Annotated in this window: 15 protein-coding genes and 1 pseudogene; 10 read left to right on the forward strand and 6 right to left on the reverse strand. The window is 72.0% G+C overall.

Features of this window, described 5'->3' with window-relative positions; all coding sequences use genetic code 11:
* Positions 1-28: 28 nt before the first annotated feature.
* From CLV71_RS01375 to CLV71_RS01400, 6 genes are all read right to left on the reverse strand, one after another.
* The gene (locus CLV71_RS01375) at positions 29-3,298 is read right to left on the reverse strand and encodes a S8 family peptidase (RefSeq protein ID WP_133900691.1); all 3,270 of its coding nucleotides are present in this window, start codon (positions 3,296-3,298) and stop codon (positions 29-31) included.
* 67 nt (positions 3,299-3,365) lie between these two features.
* On the reverse strand, positions 3,366-3,533 hold the full coding sequence (locus tag CLV71_RS47395; RefSeq protein WP_166663869.1) for a hypothetical protein: 168 nt from the start codon (positions 3,531-3,533) through the stop codon (positions 3,366-3,368).
* Positions 3,518-4,540 (reverse strand): hypothetical protein, encoded by a 1,023-nt coding sequence (locus tag CLV71_RS01380; protein ID WP_166663870.1) that lies wholly within the window; start codon positions 4,538-4,540, stop codon positions 3,518-3,520. The genes CLV71_RS47395 and CLV71_RS01380 overlap by 16 nt, the downstream gene beginning before the upstream one ends.
* A gap of 55 nt (positions 4,541-4,595) precedes the next feature.
* Entirely contained in the window at positions 4,596-5,255 is a 660-nt protein-coding gene (locus tag CLV71_RS01390; protein ID WP_133900694.1) for a response regulator, read from the reverse strand.
* Positions 5,252-6,364, reverse strand: a complete 1,113-nt coding sequence (locus CLV71_RS01395) for a sensor histidine kinase (protein ID WP_133900695.1) — start codon at positions 6,362-6,364, stop codon at positions 5,252-5,254. The genes CLV71_RS01390 and CLV71_RS01395 overlap by 4 nt, the downstream gene beginning before the upstream one ends.
* A 16-nt stretch (positions 6,365-6,380) precedes the next feature.
* Positions 6,381-8,504 carry an MMPL family transporter gene (locus CLV71_RS01400; RefSeq protein WP_133900696.1) on the reverse strand — a complete coding sequence of 708 codons (2,124 nt, stop codon included), beginning with the start codon at positions 8,502-8,504 and terminating at the stop codon, positions 6,381-6,383.
* Between the two features lie 247 nt (positions 8,505-8,751).
* On the opposite strand from CLV71_RS01400, the gene cpt reads away from it, so the two are divergent.
* The 10 genes and pseudogenes from cpt to menC all read left to right on the forward strand — a co-directional run bounded on the left by cpt (position 8,752) and on the right by menC (position 22,232).
* A complete protein-coding gene (cpt, locus tag CLV71_RS01405; RefSeq protein ID WP_243866159.1) occupies positions 8,752-9,273 on the forward strand; it encodes a chloramphenicol phosphotransferase CPT in 522 nt (173 codons plus the stop codon).
* Between the two features lie 207 nt (positions 9,274-9,480).
* Positions 9,481-10,710, forward strand: a complete 1,230-nt coding sequence (locus CLV71_RS01410) for an ABC transporter substrate-binding protein (RefSeq protein ID WP_166663871.1) — start codon at positions 9,481-9,483, stop codon at positions 10,708-10,710.
* 101 nt (positions 10,711-10,811) lie between these two features.
* On the forward strand, positions 10,812-12,347 hold the full coding sequence (locus tag CLV71_RS01415; RefSeq protein WP_133900698.1) for an ABC transporter substrate-binding protein: 1,536 nt from the start codon (positions 10,812-10,814) through the stop codon (positions 12,345-12,347).
* The gene (locus tag CLV71_RS01420) at positions 12,347-13,321 is read left to right on the forward strand and encodes an ABC transporter permease (RefSeq protein ID WP_133900699.1); all 975 of its coding nucleotides are present in this window, start codon (positions 12,347-12,349) and stop codon (positions 13,319-13,321) included. Before CLV71_RS01415 ends, CLV71_RS01420 begins: the two co-directional genes overlap by 1 nt.
* Positions 13,322-15,160, forward strand: coding sequence for a dipeptide/oligopeptide/nickel ABC transporter permease/ATP-binding protein (locus tag CLV71_RS01425; protein ID WP_133900700.1), 1,839 nt, complete (start codon positions 13,322-13,324; stop codon positions 15,158-15,160).
* A pseudogene (locus CLV71_RS01430) lies at positions 15,157-15,867 on the forward strand (ABC transporter ATP-binding protein); the annotation flags it as partial. The gene CLV71_RS01425 and the pseudogene CLV71_RS01430, both read left to right, overlap by 4 nt.
* A gap of 14 nt (positions 15,868-15,881) precedes the next feature.
* A complete protein-coding gene (locus tag CLV71_RS01435; RefSeq protein ID WP_133900702.1) occupies positions 15,882-19,145 on the forward strand; it encodes a serine hydrolase in 3,264 nt (1,087 codons plus the stop codon).
* Positions 19,145-20,251 (forward strand): M20 family metallopeptidase, encoded by a 1,107-nt coding sequence (locus tag CLV71_RS01440; protein ID WP_208297333.1) that lies wholly within the window; start codon positions 19,145-19,147, stop codon positions 20,249-20,251. The genes CLV71_RS01435 and CLV71_RS01440 overlap by 1 nt, the downstream gene beginning before the upstream one ends.
* A gap of 23 nt (positions 20,252-20,274) precedes the next feature.
* Complete coding sequence (locus CLV71_RS01445) at positions 20,275-21,123, forward strand: GNAT family N-acetyltransferase (RefSeq protein WP_133901198.1); 849 nt, start codon at positions 20,275-20,277, stop codon at positions 21,121-21,123.
* Entirely contained in the window at positions 21,120-22,232 is a 1,113-nt protein-coding gene (gene menC, locus CLV71_RS01450) for an o-succinylbenzoate synthase (protein ID WP_133900703.1), read from the forward strand. The genes CLV71_RS01445 and menC overlap by 4 nt, the downstream gene beginning before the upstream one ends.
* The last annotated feature ends 57 nt before the right edge of the window (positions 22,233-22,289 follow it).

Consider the following 22,289-nt stretch of genomic DNA (forward strand, 5'->3'; position numbering starts at 1 on the left):
CGAGCGGAGGGTCCATACTGGACGATCGTCACCTGATCCGGTAACCGCGGATCACCGTCTGGGTCACGGTGTCGCCCGCCGAGTCGGTTGCGTAAGCGCGTAGTGACACGTACCGGCCGCCGTTCGGGTGGGTGACGGTTACTGTTCCGTTCGGTCCGTCCACTGTGACCGGTGCTGGTCGCCATGTGTGGCCGTCGTCGAAGGAGACGTCGACCGTCAGTGTTGCCAGGGTGGTTTCGGGGGCGTTGTACGGTTGTTCGACCGTGACCGGGATCCGGAGTGTGGCGGCTCGGGTCTCGTTGTGTGCGGTCAGGTTCGGTGGGGCGAAGCGCACGGCCTGCAACGCCAGGCCGGTGCCGCCCTTCCCCTTGCCCTTCGGATCGTCCGGTGGGCGGGCCGACGTGAACGTCCACACGCACGACACCCGCGTCGACAGCTCCGACACGCCGTCCCGGTTCGCCGTGACCTCCAGGCGGTAGTTCGCGGGCTCCGGCGGCACCTCGAACTGGGCTACTCCCGGTACGGCCGTCTCACCCACCCTGACGCCCTCCCGGTGCAGTACCGTCCTCCCGCTGTCCACTTCGGAGGTTCCGTAGCGGTTCTCGCCCGCGTCGCCGTACAACGGGACAGTCAGGGCTATCGTGTCGCCGAAACGGCTCGCGAACTCGCCGTCAAAGGTGAAACCCGGACCGAACACGGCAGAGTTCCACTCCTCCTCGGTGGTTCTGCCGGGAGGTTGGTCGACCACGCCGCCGGTCACCACCGTGTCCGTGTGCACCTGTTTGCGCACCATCGACCACTGCTGGAACTCACCCGACCACGCCAGGCCGTCGACGTTGTGGAACTCCGTGCGTTCCAGCGGCAGCCGGAAGCCGAAGCCGAAACCGTTGGTGTCGCCGAACCTCGGCTCACGTGCTATCCACACCTTCGTGCCTCGCTTGCGGTCCGCCTGTGCTCGGTACGTGGCGTGCACCTCCGCCAGGTCGCGGTCCGCGATATGCCTTGTGAACCCCGTGGGTGCCGCGCCGTAGCCGAACCAGGACAGGTTGTAGGACACGGCACTGCGCAGCACCTCGCCGTTCGAGTCCGGCACTGCCCACACCCCGCCGACACTCGTCGTCAGCTCCTCGTCGGGTACCGGGCCGCCGACCTGGCCGATGCCGATGCGGTCGAACGTGTCGCCGAGCACGCCCGTGGTGACAGCGCTCTCCGGTGTGGCACGGGTGTACGCGACGGCCACTGCCTGCGGCTCCACGTTCGCGCGGTCGAATGTCACCCTGATCGGTCGCGCCGTGCGGGCGTCGAGTACCACCGTGGTGTCCGCGCGGACATCGACCGTGGGGTGCACGACCTTCGCGGAGTCGAACAGGCCGTCCGGTCGCGGTGTGCTGATCGCGGCGTCCACGTGGTAGCTCCCCGCCCGCACCCGTAGCGTTCCGCTGCCGCCAACGCCGGGTACCGGCCGGTATCGCACCCGGTCCAGTCCGAACACGAACGAGTAGTGGCTGTCGGTCGGTTCGCCGTTGGCGTCGACCGTCTTCAGGGTCAGGTCGTAGCTTTCCGGCTCCCGGTCCACCGCTACCGGGGTGGTGACCCGCACCGTCCCGTCGGTGGCCAGGATGTGCGCCCCGAACGCGCCCTCGGCCGCCGGTACGGCCGTGTCGACCGTGACTGTCACGTTTGCCGTCCCTCGTGGGGGAACGGTCAGGTCGTGTGTGGACAGTCGGAACATCGCCTCCGGCGCGGGTTCACCGTCGGGGCCCTTCGTCGGCAGTTCGAGGTGAAGGAGCCGCGGCTGGTTGCCGGTGTTGTGGTAGGTGACTGTTCTGGTCGCGGCCTGGTCGTCCTCGTGCGGCCAGCTCGTTCGTCCTGTCGAGACGGTCGAGGGCTCCGCGTACACGTCCTGCCCGACCGCCCGGCCCGCGTCCACCCGGCCCGCGCCCTGCTCGTAGACGCCTGCGTCGATCGGTTCGGCCGAGCCGACCAGTGCCGCCTTGAGGGCGGGCCCGGTCCAGTCCGGGTGGCGTTGCGCCAGTAGGGCCGCGCTGCCGGCCACGTGCGGGGTCGCCATCGAGGTGCCGCTCAACGCGACGTACCGGTCGCCCTTCCTGCCCAGCACGGAGAACCGGGACCTCGCCGCGGTGATCTCCACGCCCGGTGCGGTGATCTCCGGCTTCAGCGCGGCGTCCTGCACACGTGGTCCCCTGCCCGAGAACCCGGCGAGCGCGTCCTGGTCGTCCACCGCGCCCACGGCCAGCGCGGCGTCGGCGCTGGCGGGGGAGGAAACCGTTTCGGGGCCGTAGCTGCCGTCGTTGCCTGACGCGACCACGAACAGCGTGCCGTAGCGGGCGGTCAGCCGCTCCACCGCAAGCTCGAGTGGATCGTCGGCCGCGGTGTCGGGGCCGCCCAGGCTCAGGTTCACGACCTTCGCGCCTGCCGCCGCGGCCCACTCCATGCCTGCCAGGATCGCCGACTCCGGGCAGCCCATGCCACCGCACACCTTGCCCACCAACAGCTTCGCGCCTGGCGCCACCCCTGTGTACCTGCCGCCGGACGCCTTGCCGGTGCCCGCGATGGTGGAGGCGACGTGCGTGCCGTGTCCGTCGGTGTCGCGGACGCCGCCGGTGTCGGTGGTGAAGTTCCTCGTCGCGGCGATCTGCCTGCGCAGGTCGGGATGTGTGTCGTCGATCCCGGTGTCCAGCACGGCGATCTTCACGCCCGCCCCGGTGTAGCCTGCGTCCCACGCCTCGGGCGCGTGGATCTGCGGCACACTGACCTCCAGGCTGGGCCTGCGGATGCCGTCCAGCCAGACGCGGCCCGTGTGCGCCTGCCAGAAGTCCGCGGCGGTCTCCTTCGGTTGCCTCACCGCCACCGCGTCCACCGTGGACAACGCCATCGCACCCGCCGTCGGCGGGCCACCCTGGATGATCAGCGGGATCTGCGTGCTGCCCGCGTCGCCGAAGCCGTCCCGCAGCAACCCGGCCACGTCGAACAGCCGCTCGTCGACCTGGCCGTCCCGCACCGCCGTCCACGCGTCGTTCGGCACCACCAGCAGCGAGTCTGCCACCCGCGTGGTCGCGAAGTGCACGTGCTCGCGGCCGACAGCCGGTTGGACCTGCGGCACGAGCCGCTCGCCGACCTGCCGGACCGTCACGTGGTCACCGGTCACCAGCGTGACCGTGCCGACGAACCGGCCGGCCGGCGCCGACACGGTCTCCGCCTGTGCCGGCACCGGCCACCAGCTCGCCGCGACCACCGCCGCGAGCACGACCTTCGACAGCTTCGCCCCGACCGGCATGGCGCCTCCCAGTTTGCTCGTACTCCCAAACAAACCGGTCGGCGCCGCCGCGTCAAGCCGCGGAAGGTCAGAACGTGAACGCCTGCAGCTCCGAGATCCGCACGGTCTGCGCCACCGTCGGGTTGCCCGTCGTGCAGTCGCTCGTCGAGCGGGGGTCGTTGTCCTGGTCACCGGCGTACTCGGGCGCGCCGGTGCACTGGTTGGTCACCACCCTGATCATCAGGTGGGTGGCCACCGTCGGCACGATCCGGAACGACCGGGTCGTGAGATCGGGTGCCGTCGGCCTCGGCACCCCGGCCGGGTCAGGCTCGGCGCACCCGTCGCGGGGTCGATGTCCCACGCCGCACCGGTGTCCGCCGTGCTGACCGCGCGGTCGCAGCCGCGCGCCGACGTTCGGCACCACCGCTCGCGGGTGTCCCTCGACGAGTAGTCGGTCGGCGGGTTCGCCGGGAAGGCGTCCCACTCCGGGTTGTCGTTGTCGTGGTCGACGAGGTCCTCGCGGAGCAGCACGGCGCCGGTTCGCGCGTCGACGTACGTGGCGTAGCCGATGGTGTCTCCGGCCAGCAGTACCACCTGGTAGGCGCTGCGGGGTGCGCCGGACGGCATCGGTACCGCGCCGAGCCTGACGCGGGTCGTGTCCAGTGCCGCGGCGGGGACTCCTGCGTCGACCGCCGCCGAGGCGAGTGCCGCGTCCGGCGGGATGGTCGGCGGGGCAGGGGTTTCCTGGTTCGGGCTGATGGTGGCGCTGAGGTAGACCACCGCGCCGTCGTGGATGCCGAACGCGGCCAACCCGTCGACGACCGACGGCAGCTCGCCGAAACGCTGGCGCAGCAGGACGTAGGCTCCCTCGCCCATCGGGCGGCTCACCAGCACGTCCATGGCGTCGACGTCGCTGATGCGGAACGTTTCCCGGTTGTCGGCGAGGAAGTTCCTCGCCACGGCAACGGGATCGGCCGCCGTGTCGCGCCGCCGGCCGTCGGGCTTCGGCACCAGGGTCGCCGGGGTGCCGTAACGGTTCCAGCGGACCGTCGTGCCGCGTTCCTCGGCGAGTGACCGCTGCCGCTCGTTCGGCGCCGCCGAGGCGCCTCGGTTGTCGATGTCGCCGGTGCCGACCGTGTCGCCCTGTACGGCAACGGGTTCCGGGGCCGCCGGCGCGCTCGACGCGGTGCCGTTCGCGAACGACCCGGTCAGGGCCGCCGCGGCCACGAGCACGCCGGCTCTTCGGAGATGGTGTCTCCGCATGGTGTTCACGCCTCTCTGCAGGGGGAAGGGAACGGTGAACGTCCCCAGCCTTCCCTCAGAGGCCTGCGCGGACCAGACCCGAACGGTAGGCGATCACCACGAGCTGGGCGCGGTCACGGGCGTGCAGCTTGGTCATGGCGCGCTGGATGTGCGTGCGGACCGTCAGCGGGCTGACGACGAGCCGGCTCGCGATCTCCGTGTTGGACAGGCCTTCCGCGGCCAGGACCATGACCTCGCGTTCCCGCGCGGTGAGGTCGGCCAGCCGTTCGGCGGGCGCCGGTTCCGGGGTGGCCAGGAAGCGGGCGATCAGGGACTTCGTCGCGGTGGGGGACAGGAGCGCGTCGCCCGCCGCGACCGTGCGGATGCCGGCCAGCAGGGCGTCGGCGGCGACGTCCTTGCCCAGGAAACCGCTTGCTCCGGCACGCAGTGCCGTCGCCACGTACTCGTCGGTCTCGAACGTGGTCAGTATCAGGACGCGTGTCGCGGCCAGGTCCTTGTCGGCGCAGATGGTGTGCGTCGCGTCGAGGCCGTTGGTGCCTGGCATTCGGATGTCCATCAGCACGACCGTCGGGTGGTGCGTGCGGGCGAGCGTGACCGCCTCCGCGCCGTCCGCCGCCTCGCCGACGACCGCCATGTCGGCGTTGGCCTCGATGAGCATGCGGAACGTCGTGCGCAGCAGCGCCTGGTCGTCGGCGAGCAGTACGCGGATCGTCATGGCCGCGCCAGGATCGGCAGCTGCGTGGTGACCAGGAAGCCACCGTCCGGGTGCGGGCCCGCGTGGAGGTGGCCGCCCGCGGCGGAGGCGCGCTCACGCATGTCGACGATGCCGAAGCCGGGGTTGGCGGGTCGCGTGGCGGCGGCGTTGGTGACGGTCATCGTCAGCCGGTCCTCGCCGTAGGTGAGGCGCACGTGCGCGGTGTTCGTGCTGGCGTGCCTGGTGACGTTGGTGAGGGCCTCCTGCAGGATGCGGAACGCGGTCAGGTCGACGTTCGGGGTCAGGGGGCGTTCCGTGCCGTCGACGGTCACGTCGACCGCCAGGCCCGCGGAGCCGAACGCGGCCGTGAGCGCGGGCAGTTGCCCGAGCCCCGGCGCGGGTTCCAGTGGCGAGTCGTGCCGCAGGACGCCGACGGTCGCCTTCAGCTCACGCAGCGCGGAGGACGTGGTGGTGGTCAGGTCCGCGAGGATCTTCCGCACCTGGTCGGGATGTGAGCGGGCCAGGTACGCGGCCGTGCCCGCCTGCGCGTTGGCCAGGGCGAGGTGGTGGGCCACCACGTCGTGCAGGTCGCGGGCGATGCGTACCCGCTCCTCCGCGACGCGGTGGCGGGCCTCCTCAGCGAGGAAGGCGTGTCGCAGACGGGCGGTCTCGCCGAGTGCGACCGGCAGCAGCAGGAACAGGGTCGGGTTGAGCACCGCGAGCGGCCACGGGTTGCCGTAGCGGTTGCCGAGCAGCGCCGCGACGACGATCGCCGCCGTCGCCGCGGCGTAGTGCAGCCTGGTCGTCCGGCCCGGCCTGCGTACGGCCAGCTCGTACAGCGCGACCATCACGGGCGCCAGGTTGACCGGCGAGACCAGGTAGCCCAGCCCTCCCTCGGCGGCGACGCACAGTGCCGTCACCGCGACCACCGCGCGGGGATGGCCGCGCCGCCACAGCAGCGCCACCCCGGCGAGCACGGCCAGCGGCAGGGCCGACCGCCAGCCGAGGTGGCCGACCGTGTCAGGCAGGCTGCTGTTGAGCGTCGCCTGCCCGGCCGCCGCGCACAGCAGCAGCGCTATCAACACCGCGTCGACGATCCGGGGATGGTCGTTGCGCCAGCTGCTCGTCATCGCACGCTCCTCCGGCCTACATGATGCCCGTCAGCCGGGCACCGGCTCCGGGTTTCCCCTCGACGTCGACGTGCGGCAGCAGCCGGTCCAGCCATCCCGGCAGCGTCCAGGCCCGCTCGCCGAGCAGTGCGAGCACGGCGGGCACGAGCGCCATGCGGACCACGAACGCGTCGAACAGGACCGCGGCGGCCAGGCTGAAGCCGATCATCTTGATCATGGGCAGGTCGGCGCCGACGAAACCGGCGAACACCGCGATCATGATCAGCGCGGCGGCCACCACGACCCTGGCGCTGTGCCCGAAGCCCGTGCTGATCGCCTGACGGGCGGGCTCGCCCCTGGTGTGTGCCTCACGCATCCTCGTCACGAGGAAGACCTGGTAGTCCATGGCGAGGCCGAAGACGATACCCACCAGCACGATCGGCATCGTGCTGATGATCGGGCCGGTCTGCCGCAGCCCGATCAGATCGGCGGCCCAGCCCCACTGGAAGACGGCGACGACCGCGCCGAGTCCGGCGAGCACGGACAGCAGGAAGCCGAGCACGGCCGTCAGCGGCACGAGCAGGGATCGGAAGAGCACCAGCAGGAGCAGGAACGCGAGGCCCAGCACCATCGCGAGGTAGGGGACGAACGCGTCGAGCACCTTCTGCGCGACGTCGAGGTCGACCGCCGTGGTGCCGCTGACCAGGAAGGTCGCGCCGGTGCCTGCCACGGTGTCCTGCCGCTGGCCGCGGATGAGCCGGACGAGGTCCCTGGTCTGCTCGCTGGTCGGGGCGGTGGTGGGGGTGGCGGTGAACAGGGCGGTGTCGCCTGCCTCGTTGAGGCGGGTGGGGGAGACGGCGGCGATCCCGGGGGTGTCGCCGATCCGCGTGGCGATGGTCTGGACGGCTCGTCCGGTGTCGTCGGCGCCCCTGGCGTCGACGACGATGGTCAGCGGGCCGTTGACGCCGGGGCCGAAGCCGGCGGCGAGCTCGTCGTAGGCGCGGCGCTCGGTGGTCTCGGTGGACCTGGTCTCGTCGCCGGGCATGCCGAGGCGCAGGTGCAAGGCGGGGACGGCGAGCAGGACCAGGCCGAGGACCGACGCGAGGAGCACGGGCACGGGACGGCGTAGGACGTGGTGTGCCCAGCGGGTGCCCGCGCTCCTGCGTGGTCGGGGGTTGGGCAGGAAACCGAGCAGTGCCGGGACGAGCGTGAGCGCGACGAACACGGCGACGACGACGGCCCCGGCCGCGGAGACGCCCATCCTGGCCGCCGCCGGGATGCCGATGGTGGCGAGCCCGGCGAGCGCGATGATCACGGTGAGGCCCGCGAAGACCACCGCGCCGCCCGCGGTGCTCACCGCCAGGCCCGCCGCCGCCTCGGGCCGGTGCCCGTTGGCGCGTTCCTCGCGGAAGCGGGAGACGACGAACAGGGCGTAGTCGATGCCGACCGCGAGGCCCAGCATGGCGGCGAGGGTGCCACTGGTCGTGGACAGGCCGAAGAGACCGCCGACGGCGAAGATCGTCAGCATGCTGACGCCGACCCCGAGGAGGGCGGTCACGAGCGGCAGCCCGGCGGCGACGACCGAGCCGAACGTGACGAGCAGGACGAGTGCGGCGAGCACGACACCGACGACTTCGCTCACCCCGCCGACCTGGGGTTTGCTCGCCAGTACCGGGCCGCCGACGTCGACGGTGAGGCCGGTCGTGCGGGCTCGGTCGACGGCGGTGCGGAGCTGGTCCCTGCCGGCGTCGGTGACCCTGCCCGCGTAGGTGACGACGGCGTAGGCGGTCCTGCCGTCCCTGCTCACCGCGCGTGCCTGGAAGGGGTTGACGGCGGCGGCGACCAGGCTGCCCTGGCCGACCTCACGGACGACCCGCTCGACGGTCGCCCGGTTGCGGGCGTCGGTGACCTTCTGCCCGTCGGGCGCGACGAACACGATCCGCGCGGTCGGCGCGTCCGCCGCGGTGCCGGGGAAGCGTCGCTGGGCGAGGTCGAACGCCGCCTGCGCCTCGATCCCCGGCATCGAGCGGGAGTCCTCTGGCAGCTGGTCCGCCGCGCCTGCCGCGAAGGCGGCACCGCCCAGCACGGCCAGCCAGACGACGATGACGTACCAGCGGCGCCGGAAGGCAAGGCGGCCGAGCCGGTGGAGAAGGGTGGACACGGACGGGGACCTCCGGGGGCGTGAGCGGTTGCCCCGTCAGGTTCGTCGTCGCCGGCCGTCGTGTCGTCGTGCGGCTGCTGTCGGTTCAGGTACTGAAATCGCAGTACAGGACCAGGTCAGCCGTTGGGGTCGTGGTCGGGGTCCTCGCTGTAGGTCGCCTTCGCGTCGATCCAGCGCCCGGCGGGTTCCCCGTCGTCGTAGTTCAGCTCAAGGGGTGGCGCGCGGTCGTGGTGCCTAGGGTGGCCGGGTGACTCAGGTGATCGTGTTGAACGGCGGGTCCAGCTCGGGGAAGTCCGGCATCGCGCGGTGTCTGCAGGCGGTGCTGCCCAGGCCGTGGCTCGTGCTCGCGGTGGACGGGCTGGTGGACGCGATGCCCGCGACCAGGCGCGGTATCGAGTTCGCGGCGGACGGCGGTGTGGTCGTCGGGGCGGAGTTCCGGGAGCTGGAAGGCGCGTGGATGGTCGGGGTCGCCGCGATGGCCCGCGCGGGTGCCAGGGTGATCGTGGACGACGTGTTCCTCGGCGGGGCGGCGTCGCAGGAGCGGTGGCGGGGGCCTCTCGACGGCCTCGACGTGCTGTGGGTCGGCGTCCGCTGCGACCCGGCGGTCGTCGAGGGCCGGGAGATCGCCCGGGGGGACCGGGTCCGGGGCATGGCCGTGTCGCAGGCCGAGCTGGTCCACCGGGACGTGCGGTACGACGTGGAGGTGGACACCACGCACACCGAGGCACTCGCGTGTGCGCGGACCATCGCCGAGCACGTCGGCAGCTGACAGGCCGGTTTCACTCGCGCGGCGGTGCCCGGATGCCCGACGCGTTGGGTAGTTTCCGCTGAATACGCGCGTATGCCGCGCCCGGCACGGACACTGGATCCGCGTCGGTCGCCCGGCGGTGGCGGGGCCCGGGCACGTCAACGGCAGTGCGTTCGACTGGGGTCCAGCCGACATGGTCACCGTGCCCGCTGGGAAGGTGCACAAGCCATGCGCATCAACGTTCTCGCCGCGATCGTCCTCGCCGCGGCACTCACCGGGTGTGGGTCCGGGAGCGCGGCGGGAGACACCGTCACGCTGCGGGTCGTGAGCTGGAAGGGCGGCGGCGCCGAACTCGCCGACATGGCCGAGGTCAACGCCGCCTTCGAGAAGGCCAACCCGAAGATCCACCTGGACTTCGCCTACGTCCCACCCAACGACGTCTACCTGCAGAAGGTCCAGTCCCAGCTGCTCGCGGGCAACGCGGCCGACGTCGTCATGGTCGACCCGCAGAAGGTCCGGTCCTGGGGCCGGTCCGGCTACTTCGCCGACCTCGGCCAGGAACCGTGGGTCGGCCGGATCTCCCCGCCGGTCAGGGACTTCGTCAGCTACCAGGGCAGGGTCCTCGCCTCGCCGATGGAACTCACCCCCATCGGCGTCTACGTCAACCTCGACATCCTCGCCAGGGTCGGCGCCACCGCCCCCACCGACTTCCCCGGTCTCCTGGACACCCTCGCCAAGCTCGACGCCGCCGACCAGCCCGGCCTCGCCTTCCCGAACGCCCAGGGCTACATGGCCGAGTTCGTCATGCTCATGTCCGCCGCCACCACCGTCTACCGCGACACCCCCGACTGGGACCGGCAGTTCATGCGCGGCAAGGTCACCTTCCCGACGTCCTACCGCGAGCCCCTCGAACAGCTCCGGCGGCTCGGCGACGACGGCCACGTCGACTTCGCGCAGGCCGTCGGGACCGACGAGGCCACCACCGGGCAGCCCGACTTCCTCGCGGGCAGGTCCGCGTTCTTCGCGGGCGGCTCCTGGCAGGCCGCCGCGATGAAGGAGGCACCGTTCAGGCTCGGGTTCGTCCCCTGGCCGGGCGGCGACGCGGGCACCAAGCCCAGCGCGCTGCTGTTCCCCGGCACGATGTGGGCGGTCAACGCACGCGGCGAGCAGCAGGACGCCGCCAGGAAGTACGTCGACTTCTGGTCGGAGAACCTCGCGCCGTTCCTGTCCTCGGAGGCCGCGCTCAGCCCGTTCGGCGACACCCCGGACGCCGACGCGCTGCTGGCCCCCATGGTCGACGCCTACGCCGACGACCGCTACGCCCTGTTCCCGGCGAACACGTGGAACCTCGCCGAGCCCGAACAGAAGATCAGGTCGATCCTGCAGGCCTTCCTCCTCGGCAGGACCGACGTCGGCGAGACCCTCGACGCCATCCAGGACGCGGTCGCCGTTCGGTGAGACGGACTACCGGAGGGGCCACACCTGGTCGTCCCGCACAAAGACAGGCGTGAGCTCGGCGGGCAGGCTGCGCCTCCAAGGGGACACCTCTTGGAGGCGCCATGAAGACCATTCCGACGATCGCCACCGCCGGTGTGCTTGCCCTGGCCCTGGCCGCCTGCGGTGGGGGTGGTGGCGGGCAGGCGGGCGGCGGGACCCCCGTCGAGGGCGGCACGTTCACGTTCGTCATCAGCGCGGACCCCGGCAACCTCGACCCGCACTTCACCTCGCTGTCCAGCACCTACCAGGTGGACCGCTTCCTCTACGACACCCTCGTGAATATCGACACCAAGGGTCGGATGGTCGCCGGGCTCGCCGAGAAGTGGACCGCGACGGCGACCGAGGCGACCTTCACCCTCCGGGACGGCGTCACGTGTGCCGACGGCACCCCGCTGACCGCCACCCAGGTCGCCGCGAACATCAGCTTCGTGGGTGACCCCAAGAACGCGTCGTCCCGCATCGGCGTGTTCGTCCCGGCGGGCGCCACCGCCACCGCCGACGAGAAGGCCAGGACGGTCACCGTGACCTCCTCCTCGCCCGACGCCTTCCTCGACCGCAACGTCGGTGGTCTGCCCATCGTGTGCGCCAAGGGGATGGCCAACCGCGACCTGCTCAAGGAGAGCGCCGACGGCACCGGCCTGTTCACCGTCAAGGAAGCCGTCGCAGGCGACCACTACACGCTCCAGCGGCGCGAGGACTACAAGTGGGGGCCGCCCGACGCCGACGGCAAGGGCCTGCCGGACACCGTCGTGATCAAGGTCGTGCAGAACGAGAGCACCTCGGCGAACCTGCTGCTGTCCGGTGGCGCCAACGCGGCCGCGTTCGTCGGCCCCGACCAGCAGCGCCTGCGCTCGCAGAAGCTGTTCCAGCGCGACCTCCTCGCGGTGCTCGGCGAGATGTGGTTCAACCAGAAGGCAGGCCTGCCCGGTGCCGACGACGAGGTCCGGCGCGCGCTCGTGCAGGCCACCGACCTCGACCAGCTGTCCACGGTGCTGACCGGCGGCACCGGCAAGCGCGCGACCGGGCTCGTGCCACCCGGCATGGGCCCCTGCCCCGGCGACAAGGTCGGCGACTCCCTGCCGAAGTACGACAAGGACGCCGCGAAGTCCGTGCTGGAGAAGGCGAAGCCCGCGATCACGCTCTTCTACCCGACCACGCTCGGCCCGACCATGCAGGCAGGCGCTGAGCTGCTGCAGAAGGAGTGGAGCGAGCTGGGCGTCCAGGTCACCCTCAAGGGCGGCGGCGACGCGGAGACCGGTCAGCTCGTCGGCGGCCAGCTGCAGTGGGACGTGGCGTTCCTGCCGCTGAACGTCTCGCTGCCGAGCCAGGCCGTCTCGTTCCTGTCCGGACCGTCGGCGCCGGACGGCACCAACTTCGCGAGCATCGACAACGCCGACTACACGGCGAAGGTCGGCGAGGCGTCGAAGATCCCGGGTGCCGACGGCTGCGACACGTGGGGCGAGGCCGAGAAGGCGCTCTACGAGCAGGCCGACGTCGTGCCGTTCGCCAACTCCAACCGCCCGATGTTCGGCAAGGGCGCCGAGTTCGAGCTGTCCGAGGGCAGCCTCGACCCGGCCACTATCCGCATGGTCGGCTGATGACGGCCGCGCTCGCCGTCCGCGCCGGGAGCCCGTGGGCGCGGTTCACCGCACGCAGGCTGGGGCGGCTGCTCGTCTCGCTGTGGGTCGTGGTCACCGCCGCGTTCCTGATGCTCCACCTGATCCCCGGCGACCCGGTGCGGGCCGCGCTCGGGCCGACGGCGTCCGCTGAGCTGGTCGCCACCCGGCGCGCGGCCCTCGGGCTCGATCAGCCGCTGTGGCACCAGTACCTCGACTACCTGCGTGGCCTGTTCACCGGCGACTTCGGCGTCTCGATGTCCTCCGGGCTGCCGGTGTCGCAGGTGATCGGCGACCGCCTGCCGCCGACGCTCGAGCTGGCGGTCGGGGCGTTCGTGCTCGCGATCGTCCTGTCGGTGCCGCTCGGGCTGCTGTTCGCCGTGCTGACGCGTGGCGGTCGGCGGCGGCCGGCCGAGCTGACGTTCACCTCCGCCAGCGTGGTGGTCGCCGCGATCCCGGAGTTCATGCTGGCCGTCGGGCTGGTGTGGGTCTTCAGCGTGAACCTCGGCTGGGTGCCGGTCGCCGGGCGCGACGGGTTCGGTTCGTACGTGCTGCCGGTGGTGGCGCTGGCGCTCGGCCCTGCCGCGATCCTCGCGCGGATCGTCCGGGTCGAGACGCTGGCGGTGCTGCGTGCCGACTTCGTGCGGACCGCGCGGGCGAAACGGCTGCCGACCAGCGCCGTGTACCTGCGGCACGCGCTGCCCAACGCGCTGACGGCGACGATCACGTTGTGCGGCCTGCTGTTGGGGGCGCTCGTCGCCGGGACCGTGCTGGTGGAGAACGTGTTCGCGTGGCCGGGGCTGGGCAGCACGATCGTCTCGTCGATCCTCGCCAAGGACTACCCGGTGGTGCAGGGGATCGTCCTGGTCTACGGCGTCGGTGTGCTGCTGGTGAACCTCGTGGTCGACATCGCGCTCGCGCTGATCGACCCCCGCTCGACGATCAGGGAGAGCTGAGTGGCTCGGCGGTGGGGTGCGGTGCTGCGGACACCGCTCGGCGCGAGCGCGGCGACGTTGCTGGTGGCCGTGCTGGTGCTCGCGGTCGTGGCACCGCTGCTGTGGACCGACCAGGCGAACGCCGTCGACACCGGGCAGATCATGCAGGGCGGGTCGGCGGAGCACTGGGCCGGGACGGACAGCCTCGGGCGGGACATCTTCTTCCGCGTGCTGGTCGCGACCCGTCTCACTGTGCAACTCGCGCTGATGGCGACGGTCCTCGGCGTCACCGTCGGGTTGCTGCTCGGCACGGCACAGCTCATGCTGGGGCAGTGGCTCGGGCGCGTGATCACGGCGGTCGTGAACATCGCGGTCGCGTTCCCCGGCCTGCTGCTGGCGCTGTTCTTCGCGGTGATCTTCGGCGTGGGCACGGTCGGTGCGGTGCTGGCCATCGGTCTCGCGATCGCCCCCGCCTTCGCGCGGCTCACGCAGACGTTGATCGCGGGTGTCGCCGGGCTGGACTACGTCGCCGCCGCGCGGATCGCGGGTGTCGGCCGGTTCCGGGTGCTGTTCCGGCACGTGCTGCCGAACGTGGCGGAGCCGCTGGTCGTGAGCGCGACGGTCGGGGCGGGCAACACGCTGCTGGCGTTCGCAGGCCTGTCGTTCGTCGGGCTCGGTGTGCAGGCGCCGGACTACGACTGGGGCAGGCTGCTCGGCGAGGGTCTCGGCGGGCTGTACGTGCACCCGGAGGCGGCGCTCGCGCCGGGGATCGCGGTCGTCCTCGCGGGTCTGGCGTTCAACCTGTTCGGCGAGGCGATCGCGAAGGGCGTCGGCCACGCCACCCCGCGCCCGCGCCTGCGGCGGCGCCGGCCTGTGGCACCCGCACCCGACGACTCGGCGATGCTCGTGGTCGACGACCTCTCGGTCGGCTTCCCCGGCACCACGCCGGTACGCGGCGTCAGTTTCACAATGCAACGAGGTGATGCGGTCGGTCTGGTCGGCGAGTCGGGTTCCGGCAAGAGCCTGACCGCCCTCGCCGTGGCACGGCTGGTGGAGGAACCCGGCGAGGTGACGGCCGCGCGGTTGTCGTTCCAGGGCGCGGACCTTCGGGTCGGCGACCACCGGCGCCTGCTCGGCACGTCGTTCGCGATGGTGTTCCAGGACCCGATGACCTCGTTCAACCCGACTATGCGCGTGGGCAGGCAGTTGGCCGAGGTCGCGGTGCGGCACCAGGGCCTGTCCCGCCGGGCCGCGCTGGCCAGGGCCGTCGACCGCCTCGGCGCGGTGCGCCTGAGCGACCCGGAGCGCCGGGCGAGGCAGTTCCCGCACGAGTTCTCCGGCGGCATGCGCCAACGGGCGATGATCGGCATGGGCCTGATGGGCACGCCCGCGCTGATCGTCGCGGACGAGCCGACGACGGCGCTGGACGTGACCGTGCAACGCCAGGTCCTCGACCTGCTCGCCTCGATCAGGGCGGCCGACGGCGTGGGGCTGCTGCTGATCAGCCACGACCTGACCGTGGTCGAGCGGGTGTGCGACCGCGTGCTGGTCATGTACGCGGGCCGGATCGTCGAGGACCTGCCCGCGACCGCGCTCCGTTCCGGCGCGATGCACCCGTACACCCGGGCGTTGCTCGCCGCGGTCCCGGACATGACGACGGACCGCTCGCTGCCCCTGACGGTGATCCCGGGCCGCCCGGCCGACCCCGCGGACCTCCCGCCCGGCTGCGCGTTCGCCCCGCGCTGCCCACTGGCCACCGACCGGTGCCGCGAGACCGACCCGGCCCTGACCACGACCGACGACGGCCGCCGGGTGGCGTGCTGGCACGCCGAGATCCCGGCCGAGGTGGGGAAGCGATGAAGGAGCTGCGGTTCGAGAACGTCAGCGTGCGGTTCGGGTCCCGGCGGCACGCGGTCACCGCCGTCGACGGGGTCGACCTCGTGGTGCCCGCGGGTGGCGTGGTCGGGCTGGTCGGCGAGTCCGGGTGCGGCAAGTCGACCCTCGCGAGGGCCGCGGTCGGGCTCGTGCCGCTCACCGGCGGCCGGATCCTCCTGGACGGGAACCCCGTGCCCACGCGTGGTCGGCGACCGCTCCAGATGGTCTTCCAGGACCCCTACTCCTCACTCGACCCACGCATGTCCATCGGCGACACCATCGCGGAAGCCGTGGCGGACAAGGGAAACCGCCGCGCCGAGGTGACCAGCCTGCTCGAGCTGGTCGACCTGCCCGCCGAGCAGGCGAGCCGGTACCCGGCCGAGCTGTCCGGCGGGCAGCGCCAGCGTGTCGCCATCGCACGGGCGCTCGCCGCGCGGCCGGAGGTGCTCGTCGCCGACGAGATCACCTCGGCACTCGACGTGTCCATCCAGGGCACGGTCCTCAACCTCGTCCGCGAGCTGCACCAGCGGCTCAACCTCACGATCCTGTTCATCTCGCACGACCTCGCGCTCGTCAGGTACGTCAGCGACGCCGTCGCCGTCATGTACCAGGGGCGGATCGTCGAGCACGGACCCGTCGACGACGTGCTCGACGCGCCCCAGGACCCCTACACCCGTGAACTCATCTCCGCCGAAGGGAGAAGCCGGTGACCCGACGCCAGCGCATCGAGGACCTGACCGGGTTCGCCGTCCCGGAACAGCCAACCCTGTCCCCGGACGGCACCCGCACCGCCTACGTCCTGCGCACCACGAAGGACGACGAGACCCAGCGCGCGATCTGGCTCGTCGACGACGAGTTACGCCAGCTCACCAGGGGCGCCAACGACTTCGCCCCCGCGTGGTCGCCGGACGGCACGAAGCTCGCCTTCCTCCGCGCCAAGGACGGACCGCCCCAGCTCTGGGTCCTGCCGGCCAGCGGCGAGCCAGAGCAGCTCACCACCCTCGCGCTCGGCGCGGGCGCCCCGCGGTGGAGCCCGGACGGCACCATGATCGCCTTCGCCGCCGCGGTCGAGACCGGGGACAGCGACCAGAAGACGCCGATGGTCACCGAGCGCCTCGACTACCAGGCAGACGGCGCCGGCTACCTGCGCACCATCCGCAAGCACCTGCACGTCCTCGACCTCGACTCCGGCGACGTCCGCCAGGTCACCGAGGGCGACTGGCACGCCGGTGAACCGGCCTGGTCACCCGACTCGACCAGGCTCGCCTACGGCGCCGCCACCGCACCCGACGCCGACCTCGAGGCCAGGGCGCCGGTGTACGTCCTCGACGTAACCGACCCGCTCGCCACCCCGAAGCTCGCCGGCCTGCCCGACGGCATCGCGGCCTGCGCCACCTGGGTGGACGACGACACGCTCCTGGTCGTCGGCATGGCCGACTCGCCGGTCGGCCACGCGCGCCTGCTCCGCCTGCCCGTCGGTGGCGAGCCGACCGACCTGACCGGCCTCGACCGCAACCTCATGCCCGGTGGGCCCGGCTACCCGGGCGCGGAGCCGCAGCTCGGCGGCGACGGCGTCCTGTACTGCGTCCGCGACCGCGGCTGCACGCACCTGTACACGGTGTCCCTCGCCGGCGGCACGCCGCGACCGGTCGTCACCGGCGCCGGGCGTGTCGTGTCGGGTGTGTCGGTCGCGGGTGACAAGGCGGCGATCGTGCTGGCCACGCCGACGTCGTTCGGCGAGGTCGTCACCGTCGACCTCGCGACCGGCGCGGAGACCGTCCGCACGAAGCACACCGACACCGAGACGGAGCTGTTCGTCCGCGAGGAGACCGAGTTCACGATCTCCGACGGCACCACCGTGCACGGCTGGCTCGTCCGCGACCCCGCCACCACCGGCCCGAGCCCGTTGCTGGTCGACATCCACGGCGGCCCGCACAACGCGTGGAACGGCGCCGCCGACGAGGCCCACGTCTACCACCAGGAGCTGGCCGCGCTCGGCTGGACCGTGCTGCTGCTCAACCCGAGGGCGAGCGACGGCTACGGCGAGGAGTTCTACAACGCCACCATCGGCGCCTGGGGGGTGGCCGACGCCAAGGACTTCCTCGAGCCGGTCGACAAGCTCGTCGCCGAGGGCGTCGCCGACCCGGACCGCCTCGCCGTCTCGGGTTACAGCTACGGCGGCTTCATGACCTGCTACCTCACCAGCCGCGACACCCGCTTCGCCGCGGCCGTCGCCGGTGGCGTGGTCGCCGACCTCACCAGCATGGCGGGCACCTCCGACGCCGGGCACCTGCTGGCCGTCCACGAGCTGGGCGGCGGCGACTCCTACGCCGAGATGTCGCCGTTCGCGCGGGTCAGGGATGTCCGCACGCCGACCCTCGTCATCCAGGGCGACGCCGACTTCCGCTGCCCCGTCGGCCAGGCACAGCAGTGGTACTCCGCGCTGCGGGAGCAGGGTGTGCCGACCCGTCTCGTGCTCTATCCCGGTGGCACGCACCTGTTCATCCTCGAAGGGCGGCCGTCGCACCGCGTCGACTTCAACCGGCGGATCGTGGACTGGGTCGAGCAGCACGCGAACGGGCGCAAGGCGCAGTTCGACGTCGCGCACTGGCAGCGCAGGCTGGACATCCTGGCGGAGAAGCACCACGTGCCCGGCGCGACGCTCGGCATCCTGCGGGTGCAGGACGGCCACGACGACGACCTCGTCGAGGCCGCGCACGGCGTGCTCAACGTGGACACCGGCGTCGAGACCACGGTCGACTCGGTGTTCCAGATCGGGTCCATCTCCAAGGTGTGGACCACGACCGTCGTGATGCAGCTCGTCGACGAGGGCAAGCTCGACCTCGACGCGCCGATCGCCGAGGTGCTGCCGGACCTGCGGCTGTCCGACCCGGACGTCACCAAGAGTGTCACCATGCGCCACCTGCTCACCCACACGAGCGGTATCGACGGCGACGTGTTCACCGACACCGGCCGGGGTGACGACGCGCTGGAGCGTTACGTCGCGCTGCTCGCGGACGTAGCCCAGAACCACCCGCTCGGCGCGACCTGGTCGTACTGCAACTCGGGCTTCTCGCTCGTGGGCAGGGTGATCGAGAAGGTCACCGGCATGACCTGGGACGCGGCCATGCGGGAGCGGATCTTCACTCCACTGGGGCTCACCCACACGGGCACGTTGCCCGAGGAGGCGTTGAAGTTCCGTGCCGCCATCGGCCACAGCGGCGAGAAGGAGCCGGTCGTCGCGCACGCGTGGGGGCTGCCGAGGTCGGCGGGACCTGCCGGGCTGATCAACTCGACGGTCCGGGAGGTGCTCGGGTTCGCCCGCCTGCACCTCACCGGCGGCCTCGCGCCGGACGGCAGCCGCCTGCTGAGCGAGGAGAGCGCCGAGGCGATGACGTCCTTCCAGGCCGACCTGCCCGACAAGCACAGCCTCGGCGACTCGTGGGGTCTCGGCTGGATCAGGATGGGCTGGGACGGCAGGCGTCTCATCGGCCACGACGGCAACACGATCGGCCAGTCCGCGTTCCTGCGACTGCTGCCGGACGCGGGCCTCGCGGTCACGCTGCTCACCAACGGCGGCAACACCCGCGACTTCTACGAGGACCTCTACCGGGAGATCTTCGCCGAGCTGGCCGGTGTCGCCATGGCCGAGCCGATCGCGCCGCCCGCCGAGCCGGTGGAGGTGGACGCCTCGCCGCACTACGGCACCTACGAGCGCGCCAGCGTGCGGGTCGAGGTGTTCGCCGGTGAGGACGGGCCGGTCATGCGGTCCACCGTGACCGGGCCGCTCGCCGAGCTGATCCCGGAGGAGGAGCGCCAACAGGAGTACCCGATGGTGCCGGTCGACCAGAACCTGTACGTGATGCGGGAACCCACGGCACGCACGTGGATGGCGGTCACGTTCTACTCGCTGCCGACCGGCGAGCGGTATGTCCACTTCGGCGTCCGCGCGACTCCGAAAGTCGCCTGATGCTGGCCGAACTCCTCGCCGACACCGAGGAACTGGTGCGGTGCGAGTCGCCGTCCAGTGACCCCGAGGCCCTCGCCCGCAGCGCCGACGTCGTCGCCCGGGTGGGGGAGCGGCGGCTCGGCGTGGCACCGGAACGGCTCGGCATCCACCTGCGCTGGCGGCTCGGCGACGGGTCGGGAGTCCTGCTGTTGGGCCACCACGACACGGTGTGGCCGCTCGGCACGCTCGACACCCATCCGTACACGGTGGACGGCGGGGTCATGCGCGGTCCCGGCTGCTTCGACATGAAGGTGGGCCTGGCCATGGCCTTCCACGCCGCCGCGGGCCGCTCCGGCGTCACCGTCCTCGTCACCGGCGACGAGGAGATCGGCTCCCCCGGCTCCCGCGAGCTGATCGAGGAGGAGGCGCGGAAAGCAGGCGCCGCACTGGTCCTGGAGGCGTCGGCGGACGGCGGGGCGCTCAAGACCGAGCGCAAGGGCGTGTCCAACTACGAGGTCGTGGTGACCGGCCGCGCCGCACACGCCGGTCTCGAACCCGAACGCGGCCACAACGCGACGATCGAGCTGGCACACCAGATCCTGGCCATCGCCGCACTCGCCGACCCGTCCAGGGGCACGACCGTGACACCGACGCTCCTGTCCTCGGGCACGTCCGTGAACACCGTGCCCGCCAGGGGATCCGTCGCTGTGGACGTGCGGGTCCTCGACGAGGCCGAGCAAACGCGGGTCGACGTGGCCATGCGTGCGCTGCGGCCGGTCGTCCCCGGCACCACGCTCGAACTACGCGGCGGCCCCAACCGGCCGCCGCTCCAGGCGTCGGCGTCCGAGGCACTGTTCGCACGGGCCGCGGCCCTGTCGAAGGAGCTGGGGCTGCCGGACCTGCGTGGCGTCGCGGTCGGCGGCGCGTCGGACGGCAACTTCACCGCGGGGGTGGGCACACCGACGCTCGACGGGCTCGGCGCCATCGGCGGTGGCGCGCACGCCGACGACGAGCACGTGCTGGTCGACGCGTTGCCGGACCGGGCGCGGCTGCTCGCGGCGCTGGTCGAGGACCTACTGGCCGGAGCGACAACGCCGTCGGCCAGGACTGGTGCGCCTCGACCATGACGAACACCGACGGGGCCACGAGCATGGACGGCGTGACCAACCTGATCGCGGCCGACCCGCACGCGGACCGTGCCGCCCGAGCGGCAGGCGTCTCGGTGCGCGAACTCGTGACCATCGAGGACTTCGTCGCCGTCAGCCGGCTGTTTCACGGCATCTGGCGTCCGGCGGCCGACAGCCCCCTCGTCACCACCGAGCTGTTGCGGGCACTGACGAAGGCAGGCAACTACCTGGCGGGCGCGTACGACGGGGATACGCTCGTCGGCGCGTGTGTCGGGTTCTTCGGCGCCCCGGCAGACGGCACGATGCACAGCCACATCGCGGGCGTCGACCCGTCGATGGCCGGCCGCAACGTGGGTTTCGCGCTGAAGCTGCACCAGCGGGCGTGGGCGCTGCGGCGGGGCGTCGGGGTGATCGCGTGGACGTTCGACCCGCTCGTGGCCCGCAACGCCTACTTCAACCTCGCGAAGCTCGGCGCCACCGCGGCCGAGTACCTGCCGGACTTCTACGGCGGCATGGAGGACGAGGTCAACGGCGGCGACGAGACCGACAGGCTGCTCGTGCGCTGGGACCTCGGCGCGCCGGAGGTCGTCGCGGCCTGCGCGGGGCGCCCGCACCTCGTCACGCACCACCAGGCGGTCGTCGCGCTCGGCCGCACCGCGGCGGGGGCCCCGGAACCCGGGGTGCTCGACGGGTCGCCGCTGCTCGTGGGGGTGCCGCCGGACGCGGCCACGCTGCGGGGGGCCGACCCCAGCGTTCGCAAGGAATGGCGCATCGCCGTGCGGGACGTGCTCGGCGGGCTGCTCGCCGACGGCGCGCGGGTGTCCGGGTTCGACCGGGCCGGGTGGTACGTCCTGACACGGGAGGACCGATGAAACTGCAGGGTGTCGAGCTGCGGCGGATCAGGATGCCGCTGGTCTCGCCGTTCCGGACCTCGTTCGGGGTCGAGACCAACCGGGACGTGCTGCTCCTGCGCGTGGTCACCGACGACGCCGAGGGCTGGGCCGAGTGCGTCGCGATGTCCGACCCTCGCTACTCGTCCGAGTACGTCGACGCGGCCGAGGACGTGCTGCGCCGCTTCCTCGTGCCCGCCGTCGCGGCCCGCCCCGCGCTGGACGCGCACGGAGTCGCGCCCGCGTTGCACCAGTTCAAGGGCCACCGGATGGCGAAGGCGGCGCTGGAGACGGCCGTCCTCGACGCGGAGCTGCGTGCTGGGGGGCGCACGCTCGCGCGTGAGCTGGGCGCGGTCCACGACCGGGTGCCGTGCGGGGTGTCGGTCGGGATCATGGCGTCGGTGGACGAGCTGCTGGACGCGGTCGCGGGCTACCTCGACGCGGGCTACGTGCGGATCAAGCTGAAGATCCAGCCAGGCTGGGACGTCGAGCCGGTGCGGGCCGTGCGGGAGCGCTTCGGCGACGACGTGCTGCTGCAGGTCGACGCGAACACCGCCTACACGCTCGCCGACGCCCGCCACCTCGCCAGGCTCGACCCGTTCGACCTGCTGCTGATCGAGCAGCCGCTCGACGAGGAGGACGTGCTCGGCCACGCCGCGCTGTCCCGCGTCCTGACCACCCCGGTGTGCCTGGACGAGTCCATCACCTCGGCGAAGGCCGCCGCGGACGCCATCAGGCTCGGCGCCTGCTCGATCGTCAACGTCAAGCCCGGCCGGGTGGGCGGCTACCTGGAGGCGAAGCGCGTCCACGACGTGTGTGTCGCGCACGGCGTGCCGGTGTGGTGCGGCGGGATGCTCGAGACGGGGATCGGCCGGGCCGCCAACGTCGCGCTGGCCGCGCTGCCGGGCTTCACACTGCCCGGCGACACCTCCGCGTCGGACCGCTACTACCGGACCGACATCACCGAGCCGTTCGTTCTCCAGGACGGTCACCTGCCCGTGCCGACCGAACCGGGAGTGGGTGTGACGCCCGTGCCCGATGCGCTGCGTGAGACCACGACCAGCACTGAGTGGCTGTCGTTGTCCGACTGAACAACTTTCGGCGCGTACGTTGTGCACTTCGACGAACTAGGCTGGACGTCAGGCTCC

This window comes from Actinophytocola oryzae (genome assembly GCF_004364325.1).
Taxonomy (GTDB): domain Bacteria; phylum Actinomycetota; class Actinomycetes; order Mycobacteriales; family Pseudonocardiaceae; genus Actinophytocola; species Actinophytocola oryzae.

Bases quoted from the DNA above. Each gene is read 5' to 3' on its own strand.
- CLV71_RS01390 (WP_133900694.1), bottom strand. From the start codon at position 5,255: ATGACGATCCGCGTACTGCTCGCCGACGACCAGGCGCTGCTGCGCACG.
- CLV71_RS01440 (WP_208297333.1), top strand. From the start codon at position 19,145: ATGCTGGCCGAACTCCTCGCCGACACCGAGGAACTGGTGCGGTGCGAG.
- CLV71_RS01445 (WP_133901198.1), top strand. From the start codon at position 20,275: ATGGACGGCGTGACCAACCTGATCGCGGCCGACCCGCACGCGGACCGT.
- CLV71_RS01395 (WP_133900695.1), bottom strand. From the start codon at position 6,364: ATGACGAGCAGCTGGCGCAACGACCATCCCCGGATCGTCGACGCGGTG.
- CLV71_RS01410 (WP_166663871.1), top strand. From the start codon at position 9,481: ATGCGCATCAACGTTCTCGCCGCGATCGTCCTCGCCGCGGCACTCACC.
- CLV71_RS01415 (WP_133900698.1), top strand. From the start codon at position 10,812: ATGAAGACCATTCCGACGATCGCCACCGCCGGTGTGCTTGCCCTGGCC.
- CLV71_RS01420 (WP_133900699.1), top strand. From the start codon at position 12,347: ATGACGGCCGCGCTCGCCGTCCGCGCCGGGAGCCCGTGGGCGCGGTTC.
- CLV71_RS01375 (WP_133900691.1), bottom strand. From the start codon at position 3,298: ATGCCGGTCGGGGCGAAGCTGTCGAAGGTCGTGCTCGCGGCGGTGGTC.
- CLV71_RS01380 (WP_166663870.1), bottom strand. From the start codon at position 4,540: ATGCGGAGACACCATCTCCGAAGAGCCGGCGTGCTCGTGGCCGCGGCG.
- menC (WP_133900703.1), top strand. From the start codon at position 21,120: ATGAAACTGCAGGGTGTCGAGCTGCGGCGGATCAGGATGCCGCTGGTC.